The organism is Neptuniibacter caesariensis, assembly GCF_000153345.1.
GTDB lineage: Bacteria > Pseudomonadota > Gammaproteobacteria > Pseudomonadales > Balneatricaceae > Neptuniibacter > Neptuniibacter caesariensis.
The window spans coordinates 53,028-66,904 of sequence record NZ_CH724128.1 but is presented as its reverse complement, the minus strand read 5'-3'; the positions used below and the strand labels follow the sequence as shown (position 1 = coordinate 66,904).

13 protein-coding genes are annotated in these 13,877 nt (G+C 48.7%); all 13 read right to left on the bottom strand.

The genetic code is table 11. From position 1 onward, the window contains the following. Positions 1–44 precede the first annotated feature (44 nt). Complete coding sequence (locus tag MED92_RS17760) at positions 45–716, bottom strand: class I SAM-dependent methyltransferase (RefSeq protein WP_007022976.1); 672 nt, start codon at positions 714–716, stop codon at positions 45–47. 150 nt (positions 717–866) lie between these two features. Next, positions 867–2,162 carry an adenylosuccinate synthase gene (locus tag MED92_RS17755; protein WP_007022975.1) on the bottom strand — a complete coding sequence of 432 codons (1,296 nt, stop codon included), beginning with the start codon at positions 2,160–2,162 and terminating at the stop codon, positions 867–869. A 41-nt stretch (positions 2,163–2,203) separates the two neighbouring features. Continuing rightward, positions 2,204–3,379 (bottom strand): ATP phosphoribosyltransferase regulatory subunit, encoded by a 1,176-nt coding sequence (locus MED92_RS17750; RefSeq protein WP_007022974.1) that lies wholly within the window; start codon positions 3,377–3,379, stop codon positions 2,204–2,206. 49 nt (positions 3,380–3,428) lie between these two features. Next, positions 3,429–3,626, bottom strand: a complete 198-nt coding sequence (locus MED92_RS17745; protein WP_007022973.1) for a DUF2065 domain-containing protein — start codon at positions 3,624–3,626, stop codon at positions 3,429–3,431. 132 nt (positions 3,627–3,758) lie between these two features. Next, complete coding sequence (gene hflC, locus MED92_RS17740) at positions 3,759–4,631, bottom strand: protease modulator HflC (protein WP_007022972.1); 873 nt, start codon at positions 4,629–4,631, stop codon at positions 3,759–3,761. Next, entirely contained in the window at positions 4,631–5,833 is a 1,203-nt protein-coding gene (gene hflK / locus MED92_RS17735; protein ID WP_007022971.1) for an FtsH protease activity modulator HflK, read from the bottom strand. Before hflK ends, hflC begins: the two co-directional genes overlap by 1 nt. Before the next feature lie 141 nt (positions 5,834–5,974). After that, complete coding sequence (gene hflX, locus MED92_RS17730) at positions 5,975–7,279, bottom strand: ribosome rescue GTPase HflX (RefSeq protein ID WP_040663552.1); 1,305 nt, start codon at positions 7,277–7,279, stop codon at positions 5,975–5,977. Positions 7,280–7,285: 6 nt separating this feature from the next. Then, positions 7,286–7,528, bottom strand: coding sequence for an RNA chaperone Hfq (gene hfq, locus MED92_RS17725; RefSeq protein ID WP_007022969.1), 243 nt, complete (start codon positions 7,526–7,528; stop codon positions 7,286–7,288). 123 nt (positions 7,529–7,651) lie between these two features. Next, positions 7,652–8,557 (bottom strand): tRNA (adenosine(37)-N6)-dimethylallyltransferase MiaA, encoded by a 906-nt coding sequence (gene miaA / locus MED92_RS17720; RefSeq protein ID WP_007022968.1) that lies wholly within the window; start codon positions 8,555–8,557, stop codon positions 7,652–7,654. A gap of 37 nt (positions 8,558–8,594) precedes the next feature. Continuing rightward, positions 8,595–10,478 carry a DNA mismatch repair endonuclease MutL gene (gene mutL, locus MED92_RS17715; protein ID WP_007022967.1) on the bottom strand — a complete coding sequence of 628 codons (1,884 nt, stop codon included), beginning with the start codon at positions 10,476–10,478 and terminating at the stop codon, positions 8,595–8,597. Between the two features lie 13 nt (positions 10,479–10,491). After that, a complete protein-coding gene (locus MED92_RS17710; RefSeq protein ID WP_007022966.1) occupies positions 10,492–11,820 on the bottom strand; it encodes an N-acetylmuramoyl-L-alanine amidase in 1,329 nt (442 codons plus the stop codon). 20 nt (positions 11,821–11,840) lie between these two features. Next, complete coding sequence (gene tsaE / locus MED92_RS17705) at positions 11,841–12,317, bottom strand: tRNA (adenosine(37)-N6)-threonylcarbamoyltransferase complex ATPase subunit type 1 TsaE (RefSeq protein ID WP_007022965.1); 477 nt, start codon at positions 12,315–12,317, stop codon at positions 11,841–11,843. Next, positions 12,310–13,857, bottom strand: coding sequence for a bifunctional ADP-dependent NAD(P)H-hydrate dehydratase/NAD(P)H-hydrate epimerase (locus MED92_RS17700; protein ID WP_007022964.1), 1,548 nt, complete (start codon positions 13,855–13,857; stop codon positions 12,310–12,312). The genes tsaE and MED92_RS17700 overlap by 8 nt, the downstream gene beginning before the upstream one ends. Positions 13,858–13,877: the final 20 nt, after the last annotated feature.

Sequence of the window (13,877 nt, the reverse complement as noted above, 5' to 3'; positions counted from 1 at the left end):
GGTTTTTTTATCCCTCTTGATAGCAACTTCGCCAGACCCCCTCGCTAATCCGCAATCGCACGATAAAGGCTCACACGCCGAAATTCATCCAACTCATCCAGATCAGGAACCGTAGATGACTCCTGCTCGCCAATTTTTCTATAGGGCGGGAAATCAAAGTTTTTAATTCTGGAGTCACCAATTAAAACCTCCGTTGCTTTTTGACGGAATACCTCTAGCAAGGGCAGGTTTTCTTTGTCATATAACACATCAGCGGCAATCAAAAGATCAAGAGGCTCATCAAACGCAAACAGATCCCCATGATATCGGCATTCAACCCCATTCAAATCAACATTGCCTCGACACGCAAGCAATGCATCCGAATCAATATCACAGCAAACCACTTCTCTTGCACCCGCCATCATTGCAGCAATACCGACCACACCCGATCCTGCACCGAAGTCCATCACCTTTTTGCCTTTTACTATCTCCGGATGATCAAGAATATAACGCGCCAACACTTGCCCACTCGCCCAGCAAAACGCCCAATACGCTGGGTAAGCCTGTATGCTAATGATCTCCTCCTGCGTAAACTTGCGCCGCATAGGCAAAGGATCAACAAGCCACAATTTAATTTCGGAGCATTGCGGTAACGACTGCTCAACCAATCTGGCATCAGCCAACATATTCACAATACGCTCATCCAACAATCTTGGGAGAGAGGCCTTATCACTCATAACTGACTCACTTCTGAAAGACTTACAGACCCGAAGCACAACAGCTCCCAATCTATAAGCAATAAAAAACCCTGCCAAAGGCAGGGTTCTTTTCAAAGCATTAATGAATGCACAACACACCCATTAAACTCAAATCACACTGTGATCATATTATGCTTCGTACGGATTACGCAGAACAATCGTTTCAATGCGATCCGGACCTGTAGAGATAATATCTACAGGCGCTTCAATCAGCACCTCAAGACGCTTGATATAATCAACAGCTTCTTTCGGCAGCTCTTCAATGGATTTAGCACCCACAGTAGAACCTGACCAGCCCGGCATTGTTTCGTAAACCGGCTTAACCGCTTCGTAGTCTTCACTGCCGCTAAGTGAAGTTACCACGTTACCCGCAGCATCTTCATAGCCTACACAGATTTTAATCTCATCCATGCCATCCAGAACGTCCAGCTTGGTCAGGCAGATACCAGATACAGAGTTGATCTGAATAGCATGCTTAAGTGCAACCGCATCAAACCAACCGCAACGACGCGCACGACCTGTAGTCGAACCAAACTCGTGACCACGCTCAGCAAGACCCTGACCTACTTCACAATGAAGCTCAGTTGGGAATGGACCACCACCAACACGCGTAGTATAAGCTTTAGTGATACCCAGAATATAATCCAGGTAAAGCGGACCAAAACCACTACCTGTAGAAGTACCACCTGCAGTTGTATTAGAAGACGTTACATAAGGGTAGGTACCGTGATCGATATCCAGCAGAGAGCCCTGCGCACCCTCAAACATGATGTTTTTACCCTGCTTACGCAGGTCATGAAGCATCGCTGTCACATCAGCAACCATTGGCGCAAGTTCTTCACCCATCGCCAGCGCTTCATCCAAAACAGTCTGGTAATCAACCGCATCTGCTTTGTAGTAGTTAACTAGCTGGAAGTTATAGTATTCCATAACTTCTTTTAGCTTTTCAGCGAAACGCTCTTTATCCAGCAGATCAGCCAGACGCAGACCACGACGTGCAACTTTATCTTCGTATGCAGGGCCGATACCACGACCTGTCGTACCGATCTTAGCTTTACCACGCGCAACTTCGCGTGCCTGATCCATTGCAATGTGGTAAGGCAAAATCAATGGACAAGAAGGGCTTAGACGCAGGCGTTCACGAACCGGTACATCCGCCTCTTCCAGACCTTTAATCTCTTTCAGCAGCGCTTCAGGAGAAAGCACTACGCCATTACCAATCATACATACGACATTGTCGCGCAGAATACCTGAAGGAATCAGGTGCAAAACTGTTTTTTCGCCATCAATAACCAGTGTATGACCCGCGTTATGCCCGCCCTGAAAGCGCGCTACAGCTGAAGCCTGATCAGTCAGAAGATCAACGATCTTCCCTTTACCTTCATCACCCCACTGGGTACCCAGAACAACTACGTTTTTGCCCATTGTTGCCTACTTGAGATTACTTAAAAAAAATTTATAGCGGATTACAGGTCAATTACGACCCATTCCCCATCACGCAGTACCAACTCAGCGGTACACTCACTTGCCGGCTCGGCGCCCGGCAACGCATAGATCACCCGCACACCTTCAGATCGCAACTGACTAACCTTAGCCAGCAATGCTGAATCTTCTTCGGCGGGTGCCAACACCTGCTGAGCGGTCTGCAATACATCGGAAGAGAGCTCAACCAGTGTTTTAAGGTCTGCACTAAAACCCGTAGCTGGGCGTGCGCGACCAAAATCACGTCCAATTTCATCGTACCGCCCACCTTTCGCAATGGCCTGACCAAAGGCCGGCGTATAAGCGGCAAAGACGATACCAGTGTGGTAGTTATAACCACGTAATTCACTCAGATCAAAATACTGATCCAGTTCAGGGAAGCGTAGCGCGATTCGCTGCGCCAACTGCTCAAGATAATCAATCGCTTCCAGCACCTGAGCTGGCGCATCAGCAAACAATTCACGCGCCTTAACCAATACCTCAGCCCCACCATTAAGTGTCGGCAGCGCAGCCAGGGAGGACTTAACCGATTCCTCAACCTGCAAAGATGCTACGAAGTCAGAAAGCTCTGGTAGTGCCTTCCGATTAAGAATATCCAGATACCGATCTTTTTCCGCAACGGTAAGCTGCGCAACTTCCATCAAACCGGTAAATACACCGACGTGACCAAGATCGATACTCAGATCCTGCTTCACACCCGCAGCGTGCATTGTCTCAACCATCAACGAAATGACTTCAACATCACTCTCGATACCGGAATGACCAAATAGTTCAGCACCCAACTGCAGAGGGTTTCGAGATGCAAGCGGCTGAGCCGGCAATGCATGCACAACAGAACCGCAGTAGCACAAACGTGTTGCACCTGATTCACGCAAACGATGCGCATCAATACGTGCAACCTGTGGAGTAATGTCAGCACGAACACCCAAAGTATGACCACTAATCTGATCAGTAACTTTGACAGTATTCAGGTCAAGATCACGACCTACACCTGTCAACAAAGACTCTAAGTGTTCCAGCACAGGAGGCATAACCTGCTCATAACCCCAATGCTGATACAGATCCAGTAAACGTCTGCGTAACAACTCAACGCGACGGGCTTGCGGGGGAAGAAGTTCCTGAACACCTTCCGGTAGCAGCCAACGATCTGCCAATGCCATGTAGTACTCCGTATCTTTCCAGCTAATACCGCAAATCAATTCAGCGGCATTAGTTCACAATATAAAGTGCAACAACACCCAACAGCATGCTTGCCAGCCCCATTAGGCGCAAAGAGCGGTTACTGACCAGCGCCAATTGCTGGACCAGGTTACGCCATCGCTGCGGGTAGAGAAAAGGAATAATGCCTTCCAGAATGAGCATGAGGCAAAAGCCAATTGCCAACTCGTGTAACAGTTCGGAGGACATTAATACTGCCTAAAATCTAAATCCAGTTGCCACAAAAAAACCGGGCTGTGACCCGGTTGATATATTCTACCACGGAATCAGAGGAATGCCTTCCCCTGATCCGTTTTTTTGTTCATTTTTACGCCAGTCTGGCTATTGCGCAGCGTTTTTATCCAGATACTTAAAGAAATCACTATCTGGCTTAAGCACTAGCACGTCACCCGTACCGCCAAACGATTCACGGTAAGCCTGCAAACTACGATAGAAAGAGTAGAACTCTGGATCACCTGTATAGGCATCTGCATAGTTCTTAGCAGCTACAGCATCACCTTCACCTCGAATCTCTTCAGACTCACGGTAAGCCTCAGCTACAATAACTGTTTTCTGACGATCAGCATCCGCTCGAATACCTTCAGCAAGCTCATTACCACGCGAACGCAGCTCTCTTGCTTCACGTTCACGCTCTGTGCGCATACGATTGTAGACGGATTCAGATACTTCCTGAGGCAGGTCAATTCGCTTCACACGAACATCTACCACTTCAACACCCAGCTCTTTGATCGCGATCTCACTCAGCTTCTTGGTCAGCACAGCCATCAGCTCTTCACGCTCACCAGATACCACCTCAGTTACAGTACGCTCACCAAACTGGTTACGCAGACCTGTATCTACACGGTCAGATAGCAGCTGAGCCGCCTTGAACTCATCACCGGAAGTTGCTGTATAGTATTTTTGAACATCAGCAACACGCCATTTAACAAACGAGTCTACAATCAGACGCTTTTTCTCTAGAGTCAGATAAGCTTGAGGACGCGCATCCAGCGTTAGAATTCGAGAATCAAACTTACGCACTTTATTCACAACAGGGATCTTAAAGTGCAAACCAGGCGCAACATCAGCATCAGCAACTTCACCAAATTTCAGCAAAACTGCACGCTCTGTTTCTTTAACGATATAAAGTGAGCTCTGACCCACTAGAATCAACAGCGCAACAATAATAATCAATGGAAGTGATTTAGATTGCATTATCGACCCTCCCGGCGTGTACTCTGACGTTGACGCAACTGATCAACTACCTGATCGGTTACTTCGCGCAAACTCTGACTATCCAGGCGAACCGGACCATTCATATCAGAAACCACAGGACGGTTCTGAACAATCTTATCCAGTGGCAGATACATCATATTATTGCCACCCTCGACATCAACCAGCACTTTAGGGTTCTGAGACAGCACTTCCTGCATAGTGTCCAGATACAGACGCTCACGGGTTACTTCAGGTGCTTTCTGATATTCGGTTAAAAGCGCAGTAAAACGCTTCGCATCACCTTCCGAACGTGCGATCACCTGCTCTTTGTATGCACTTGCTTCTTCAAGCATTCGCTGAGCCTGACCACGCGCCTCTGGAATAATACCATTTGCATAAGATTCAGCTTCGTTCTTAACTCGCTGCTCATCCTCACGCGCCTTGATCACATCATCGAATGCATCCTGCACCTGGTTCGGTGCCTTCGCTTCCTTGATGTTCACTTTAGAGATCTGCAGACCCGTAGCATAATCATTCATGTAGTTTTGCAAACGGTCCTGAACCTGGATAGATAACGCCTCACGTCCCTGAGTCAGGATAGAGTGCATATCCGTTGAACCTACCACATGGCGCAAAGCCGATTCCGCGGCATGCGAAAGACTGGATTCCGGATCGCGAACAGATAGTACAAAGTTACGCGTATCGGATATAACATACTGAACGGTCATATCGACATCGACGATATTCTCGTCCTCAGTCAGCATCAAAGAACGCTGATCTCGGGTACGAAGACGCGTAACATTAACCAACGTCACATCGTCGATCATCGGCGGATTCCATTGCAGACCAGGACCTACTGTCTCGCTGTATTTACCCAGACGTAACACCACACCGCGCTCCTGCTGGTCGACGGTATAGACACCCATACCCGCCCAGATAAGCAACGCAATAAGAAGAACAATCCAGAAGAAACCAGCTCCTGAAGCAGAACCATCGCCATCGCCGTCGCCGCCATAACCGCCACTCGAGCGCTTACCCGCACCGCCGAAAATATTGTTCAGCTTATCCTGAAGCTTACGTAGCGCCTCATCCAGATCAGGTGGCCCCTGATCACCACCACCTTTACCCCCGCGGTTGTTATTATTACCACCGCCCCAGGGATCTTGGTTGTTACCATTACCACCAGGCTCATTCCAAGCCATACGTCACTCCGTATAAAACAACAAGTTAGGCAGATTAAAACACAAATCTGCGAAAAATATTATTCGTCAGATATTACTTAAAGACTAATTAAATTCGAGGTATTCCGTTAATTTATTCTAAAAACAAATTAGTTTCAGCCTCTACCAAGGATTGACCTCAGCCGGGAAGCATCGTTCCCTGGACATACCCAAACGACTTAACAATTGCAGCATGTCTTTTTTCTGCATACGTACTTCAAGAATAATAGATCCTTTTTCATCTACTTGTTCTGAAAGTACGGCCCCGCTCTCATACAAGCGGGCACGAAACTGTCCCTCATGGGGTTGCAGCGACACATTATCATGAAATACATCATCTGCAAGCAGTTCATTCACCGCCTGAAACAGAAGATCATGACCTTCACCAGAAACAGCCGACAGCCAGACCCGGATGGGATTACCCTCTTCATCACGGTCTATACGCGGCTTGCGTCCCTCAATCAGATCAATTTTGTTGTATACCTCAAGTACCGGAACTTCATCAGCACCGATCTCGCGCAACACATTTTCTACTTCAGCGACATGATCATGGCGATCATCATCATGGCTATCGATCACATGCAACAACAAGGTCGCCTCAATCGTTTCCTGAAGCGTTGCCCTAAAGGCCTCAACCAATTTATGTGGCAGATGACGGATAAACCCTACTGTATCTGCCAGAATAGCCTGACCTATATCCTCAACTTCGATTCGGCGCAGCGTTGGATCCAGCGTAGCAAACAACTGATCGGCAGCATAAACCTCAGACGTAGTCAGAGCGTTAAACAGTGTCGATTTACCGGCATTGGTATAACCCACCAATGACAAGGTAGGCACTTCCGCACGCATTCGTGAGCGACGCCCCTGATCACGCTGTTTACGAACCTTTTCCAAACGCTTGTGAATCGACTTCATACGCGCACGCAGAAGACGACGGTCGGTTTCCAGCTGCGTTTCACCAGGACCACGCAGACCAATACCACCCTTCTGCCTTTCCAGGTGAGTCCAGCCACGAACCAGACGTGTCGACATATGATCCAGCTGTGCTAACTCAACCTGCAGCTTACCTTCATGGGTACGTGCCCGCTGAGCAAAAATATCCAGGATCAGTCCGGTTCGATCAAGAACCCGGCATTGGATTTCGCGCTCAATATTACGTTCCTGAGCCGGACTTAAAGCATGATTGAAGATAACAAGTTTCGCATCGTGCATATGCACAAGCTCACGAAGCTCTTCAAGCTTCCCCTGACCAATAAAAAACTTAGGATTAGGATGGGAAAGCGACCCGGTAAGAAATTCAACCGGGTCGGCTCCTGCAGATAAGGCAAGCTCTTCGAGCTCTTTAGGACTTTCTTGATCGGCCTCTGCGGCCAGGTTCATATGTACTAAAACGGCACGTTCGCCGCTCTTGGGACGCTCAAAGAACAATGACTATTAGTCCTCTGCTTTCGCTTCATCTGCAGCAGGTAGTTTAACCGGACGCGCAGGTACAACTGTTGAGATCGCGTGCTTATAAACCATCTGGCTTACTGTGTTTTTCAACAGAATTACGAACTGATCGAAAGATTCAATCTGCCCCTGTAATTTAATTCCGTTAACTAAGAATATGGATACCGGAATACGCTCCTTGCGTAACGCATTCAGATAAGGGTCTTGTAATGATTGCCCTTTTGACATTTGCAAACTCCTTCCCGAGAAATATTATAGTTTTTTCATTTTTTATAGCTGGCAGTGCACAAAACGCCTCACAACTACCGCGTTAACACTACCGCTTTGGCTTTTTTGCAGCCCAGCATGACATTATATAATGCTACCCTCTATTAATTTCAAGGTATTAGGCAATAGTTTTCTGTCATGAGTGTCCATCCAGGTTAAATTCTCCCAGCTTCTTAACCAGGTCACCTGCCTTTTTGCTAACTGCCGAGTGGCCACCACGCCCTTAAACTTCATAGTGTCGTAATCCCAGGTGCCTGCGAAATATTCCCACATCTGGCGATACCCCACACACCTGACCGAAGGCATCTGCATATCCAGGTCACCACGCTCCCAAAGCAGGCGAACCTCCTCCTCAAACCCCTGATCAAGCATAATATCGAAGCGCCGCTGTATACGATCGTGCAGTTCAGCCCTATCTTCCGGCATCACCGCTAAAGAGATGATTGGGAACGCAGGCTTTTGTTTTTCCTGCTCAGCCCATAACTCTGTCATCGTTCGACCGGTAATTTCGTAGATCTCAAGTGCACGCTGCAACCGCTGCGAATCATTTGGATTCAAGCGCGCTGCAGATTCAGGATCCACTGTAGCCAGACGGGCATGAATAGCTTCCCAGCCATCGGCCTCAGCCTCTTTCAGGAGTCGTTCGCGCACCACAGGGTCAGCCTCAGGCAACTGCGCCAGGCCATTTTTCAGCGCATGAAAATACAGCATAGTACCGCCGGTCAGAATTGGCACCTTGCCCGCACTATGAATTTCAGCGATCTGCTTCAGTGCATCTTCACGAAACTCGGCAGCCGAATAAGCTTGCGCGGGGTCGCAAATGTCAATCAGCCGGTGCGGGTAGCTTGCTAAGGTTTCGGCATCTGGCTTAGCCGTACCGATGTCCATGCCCCTATAGATCATCGCCGAATCAACACTCACTATTTCGCAAGGCATCGAGTCATAGAGCTTCATGGCAAGATCGGTTTTACCCGACGCTGTTGGCCCCATCAAAAAAACTACAGGTAGATTGCTCAACGCTATACCCCTACTGCCCACGCATAAATAATTTATCAAGATCAGACATACTCATCTGACTCCAAGTGGGACGACCATGATTACACTGACCGCTTCGCTCTGTCTGCTCCATATCACGAAGCAATGCATTCATTTCCGGAATAGTTAGCTGACGATTGGCCCTGACCGCACCATGGCATGCCATTGTCGCAAGCAACTCATTGATATGCTGCTCAACACGCTTACTCTCACCGTAAACCAACATATCTGAAAGCACATCACGAATAAGCTGCTCAACATTCCCTTTAGCTAGCGATACAGGAACCTGCCTCACCACCAGTGTTTCTTCACCCATGCGCGCCAGTTCAAAGCCAAGTCGCTTAAAGGTCTCAGCCTGCTCTTCAGCGCAATCCGCTTCTCGGGCACTGACGGCAAGGCTAAGCGGCACAAGTAATGGCTGAGAACGAACAACATCTTGCTCATAAGACTGCTTCATTCTTTCATAAACAATCCGTTCATGAGCCGCGTGCATATCAACCACGACCAGACCTTGCTCATTTTCGGCAAGAATATACACCCCGTGCAGCTGAGCAATGGCATAGCCCATTGGCGGGCAGGTTTCACTACCCTGCTCAGCAGTATTATCCGACACCGATTGAACATCAGACTGAGGATGCAACGCTGCGTAACCAGAAATCTGTTCCCGTATCTGACCGCCGCTCGGCGCCGAAGGCGGTGTATACCCACCACCTCTGACAGAAGAGTTGAATCCTGCATTTCCAGATACATTTTGCGCAGAACTGAAAGCAATCCTGTTCTGCTCATAATTCTGCTGAACGGGCTGTACTTGTGGTTGCAGATTAACAGAAGCCTCCGCCTGCTCTGGTGAAGCCATCTGATCCTGAGGGCGCATATCTGCAATGAGACGATGGAGCGTTCGAAACAGAAAATCATGCACCAGGCGGCTTTCACGGAAACGCACCTCATGTTTTGTTGGGTGCACATTGACGTCCACCAGCGCAGGATCAAGCTCGAGATACAAAACATAAGCGGGATGGCGACCGTGATATAGCACATCGGCATAAGCCTGACGAACGGCATGCGTCACTACTTTATCGCGAATCATTCTGCCGTTAACAAAGAAATACTGGAGATCCGCCTGGCTGCGCGAGAATGTTGGCAAACCCACCCAGCCCCATAACCGCAACCCGGACGCCTCAGCAATCACATCCGCTTTAACCGCATTATCAATAAACGCTGATCCACAGATACTCGCCACGCGACGCTCTTGCTCTAATTCACTGTCAGCCTGATGTAACTGATGAATCACTTTACCGTTATGACGTAACTGGAAAGCCACATCAAAACGACTTAAGGCCAGACGCTTAACCACCTCATCAAGATGACGAAATTCTGTTTTTTCTGTTTTAAGGAACTTCCTACGCGCCGGCGTATTAAAGAACAGATCTTTAACTTCAACCGTGGTACCCGTAGGATGGGCAGCAGGCTCTAACTGGGCCTCCATATCTCGCCCTTCGGTCTGAACCTGCCAGGCATTATCCTGATCAGCTTGCCGGGAGGTCAGCGTGAGTCTTGATACCGAACTAATACTGGCCAGCGCCTCGCCACGAAATCCCAGGCTACCCACCGCCTCCAGATCTTCCAGTAACGTAATCTTTGACGTCGCATGACGGCTCAGCGCCAAAGGCAGATCATCCTTCTCGATGCCAAAACCATTGTCGCGGATGCGCATCAACTTCACACCACCCTGCTCAACATCTACATCGACTTTATTGGCGCCCGCATCAAGACTGTTTTCCAGAATCTCTTTAATAACAGAAGCCGGACGTTCAACCACCTCACCCGCGGCAATCTGGTTGGCAAGCCGCGGCGAGAGCAGATGTATTCGTGACATGAAGATTCCTTAACTAGCTGGTCGGGATACGAAGAACCTGACCAATCCTGATCCGGTCGTTTTTAAGGTTATTCGCTTTACGTAAAGCCGCCAATGATACATTGTTTCTGGTTGCAATAACTGACAACGTATCTCCACGGACAACTTTGTGGGTTTTGTTGTTCGCGGCTTTTCTTTGCGCAATATAAGTAAGCGCTGGCGGCTTACGCTGGAAGTGCTGAGTTATCCCCTGATAGACAGCATTTGCCATCTTTTTCTGATAAGCAGAGGTTTTCAGCTTAGCGGCTTCGCCCGGATTCGAGATAAATCCAGTCTCAACCAAAATTGATGGAATGTCAGGCGATTTCAAAACAGCAAATCCCGCCTGCTCTACATGCGGCTTGTGCATTTTTGCAAAACGGTTGATGTTATTGTGTATCTGCTTGGCTACAGAGCGGCTATCACCACGACTGGCCGTCATCGACATATCAAGCAACACACTGGCAAGCACATCATCTTTATCCTCAAGGCTCACGCTTCCCACACCACCAATCAGATCGGCACTGTTCTCTTTACGCGCCAACCAACGCCCCATTTCACTACTCGCCCCTCGTGAAGACAGCACCCAGACTGATGCACCACGAGCACGCTTATCTTTAAACGCATCGGCATGAATTGAAACAAACAGATCAGCATTTTGTTTACGCGCCGCCTTGGTACGACCACGCAAGCTAATATAGTAATCACCCGTACGGGTTAATTGTCCCTTGTAACCGGGCGTTGCATCCAGTTTGCGCTTCAGCTCTTTAGCAATTTTAAAAACAACATCTTTCTCGCGCACTCCACCCGGACCAATTGCACCTGGGTCTTCACCCCCATGGCCCGCATCAATTGCGATGACAATGTCTCGACCAGCCACCACTTTAGGTTTAGCTGTTTTCTTAGCTTTAACTAAGCTCTCTTTCTCATACAGATCGAGAACCAAACGGTGACCATATTTCTGATTCGGCTTTAATTCGAAACTTTTCGGTCTTACCGAGCGTTTCAGGTCCAGCACTAAACGAAGCGTTTTGCCGTTTTTGCCTGAACGGAGTTTTTTAACCGGGCTCTTATCCAGCCCTAGCTTATCGAGATTAGCGCTAAGCGTCGTTTTATCAATATCCAAAACGATACGGTCGGGCTTACTCAGGGTGAACACTTTATGAGTCGCAGGCCCCGTCATATCAAATACCAGACGGGCATGATCAGGTGCCAGCCACATTCTGACATTTTTAATATCAGCCGCATGACCCGATATACTCCCCATCAAAAGGAATAAACCGAACAGGTAAACTAACTGAGAGCGAATCATTCCGATCAGCATATAACTTAAGTATTCCCCTACTACTCAGATACGGCTGTTTCTAGCTTATCGGCCATAGCTTGACCAAGTTCAGTCTGAGCTGTCCAATGCAACTTCCGCCCCTGCCCTTCTAACTCAATACTTAATAACAGATCGGCCTGAGGCAAAATACCGCGCCCTTTATCTGGCCATTCAACCAAACAGAGCGCCTGCTCATCAAAGTAATCACGAATTCCCAGAAACTCTAATTCTTCTGGGTCACTCAGGCGATACAGATCAAAATGATAGACCTGCTTATCCCCTATAGCGTATGGCTCAACCAGCGTATAGGTTGGACTCTTAACCGAACCTTGATGACCACAGCCACGCAATATACCGCGACTCAGGGTCGTCTTACCCATACCCAGGTCACCTAAAAGAAAGATCACACCATGCGCATCAGATGCATCAGCAATCACCTGGCCAAACGCAACCATTGCCTCCTCATCAGGCAATACCACAGAACCCGTACTACTCATATTTCCCGTTTATCACTCCTGGAATTGCTGCAAACAGATCCGACGCCAGCAATCCTCTTTCACCTTGTTTTTCGACAATCTTATCAGCTGACCTCGCGTGAACATATACCGCAAGTCGCGCGGCCAGCTCAGGACTCAACCCCTGAGCCATAAAAGCACCGCAGATTCCGGAAAGCACATCACCCATGCCTCCGACAGCCATGCCGGGATTACCTGCATTACAAAGGTAAACAGCCTCACCCGCACAAACCAATGATCCGGCTCCTTTTAACACAACACTGCCACCGAGACGATTTTGCAGCTGTTCCACTGAGGCAAAACGATCCTCCTCAATCTCAGCCACGCTCGAGCGCAATAGCCTGGCAGCTTCACCCGGATGCGGGGTACAGATCCAGTTATCTCGAGGCCTCAATAGCGATTTATGCCGGTCAGACAGCAAGTTAAGCGCATCCGCATCTAAAACCATCGGTTTATTACTCGCAAAAGCCGCACGCAACATCTGATCCGACCAAGCATTCTGCCCGAGCCCCGGACCTATAACAATAATTTCAGCTTGCTCTAGTAATGGCGCTAATGCTCCCGTTGACTCCACAGCGTGAACCATCACCTCTGGGCAACGCACCAGAGAGGCAGTTACATGAGCCTCACGTGTCGCCAGACTCACTAATCCTGCTCCGCTTCGCATAGCAGCCTGCGCCGCCAACAAAGCCGCGCCTCCCATGCCTGAATTCCCCCCAACAATCAGCACCCGACCAAAATTACCTTTATGGGCACTTCGAGAGCGCTGCGGGAGAAATTCATTCAGATCATCAGATGTGGTCCGAAACACATTGACCGGAATCCGATCGCACACCTCTTCAGGCACCTTAAGATCATCAAACAACAACTCCCCACAATGGTCGACCGCCTGGGAGGTTAGCAAACCACGCTTTAAACCAATAAAACTCAGGGTAAGATCAGCTCGGACAGCACAACCCAGGACTCTACCGCTGTCTGCACATAACCCAGAAGGGATATCCACAGCGACAACAGAGCGGGAAGACTGATTTATCTTATGAATAGCCGAGGCATAAGCACCACGCACAGCCCCACTCAGCCCAGTTCCCAGTAGCGCATCAACCACCAATTCCCCTTCAAAATCAATGTCATCAGCATAAAGTTGATACTCGGGATCGATAGCTTGCAGTTGTACCCAGGCCTCTTTTGCTTCACCTTTAAGTTTGTCTGCAAAATCATTCTGCCCGACACACAGTAGCTGGACCTTCACGCCCTTCTGACGCGCCAGTAAAGCAATCACAAACCCATCGCCACCATTATTCCCTGACCCACACAGAATTGTCATAGAACGGAGGGATGGGTATCGCTCGACGATTTCAGCAAAAACCGCATGCCCAGCACGCTGCATAAGGCGTATACCGGGTATAGAAAATTCCTCTATCGCAGTACGATCAAGTACGCGGGTTTGCTCAGCCGTGTATAATGGGGCTGGCAACTGAGATCGGTTTATAGACATCTGAATCACTACTGCTTTTTCTTTCATTATGAGTAATCCGCCCCTAA

What these genes read in the sequence shown, in the direction of transcription:
- MED92_RS17760 (WP_007022976.1), bottom strand. Translation starts at nt 716, where the DNA reads ATGAGTGATAAGGCCTCTCTCCCAAGATTGTTGGATGAGCGTATTGTG.
- MED92_RS17755 (WP_007022975.1), bottom strand. Translation starts at nt 2,162, where the DNA reads ATGGGCAAAAACGTAGTTGTTCTGGGTACCCAGTGGGGTGATGAAGGT.
- MED92_RS17750 (WP_007022974.1), bottom strand. Translation starts at nt 3,379, where the DNA reads ATGGCATTGGCAGATCGTTGGCTGCTACCGGAAGGTGTTCAGGAACTT.
- MED92_RS17745 (WP_007022973.1), bottom strand. Translation starts at nt 3,626, where the DNA reads ATGTCCTCCGAACTGTTACACGAGTTGGCAATTGGCTTTTGCCTCATG.
- hflC (WP_007022972.1), bottom strand. Translation starts at nt 4,631, where the DNA reads ATGCAATCTAAATCACTTCCATTGATTATTATTGTTGCGCTGTTGATT.
- hflK (WP_007022971.1), bottom strand. Translation starts at nt 5,833, where the DNA reads ATGGCTTGGAATGAGCCTGGTGGTAATGGTAACAACCAAGATCCCTGG.
- hfq (WP_007022969.1), bottom strand. Translation starts at nt 7,528, where the DNA reads ATGTCAAAAGGGCAATCATTACAAGACCCTTATCTGAATGCGTTACGC.
- miaA (WP_007022968.1), bottom strand. Translation starts at nt 8,557, where the DNA reads ATGGGGCCAACAGCGTCGGGTAAAACCGATCTTGCCATGAAGCTCTAT.
- mutL (WP_007022967.1), bottom strand. Translation starts at nt 10,478, where the DNA reads ATGTCACGAATACATCTGCTCTCGCCGCGGCTTGCCAACCAGATTGCC.
- MED92_RS17710 (WP_007022966.1), bottom strand. Translation starts at nt 11,820, where the DNA reads ATGCTGATCGGAATGATTCGCTCTCAGTTAGTTTACCTGTTCGGTTTA.
- tsaE (WP_007022965.1), bottom strand. Translation starts at nt 12,317, where the DNA reads ATGAGTAGTACGGGTTCTGTGGTATTGCCTGATGAGGAGGCAATGGTT.
- MED92_RS17700 (WP_007022964.1), bottom strand. Translation starts at nt 13,857, where the DNA reads ATGAAAGAAAAAGCAGTAGTGATTCAGATGTCTATAAACCGATCTCAG.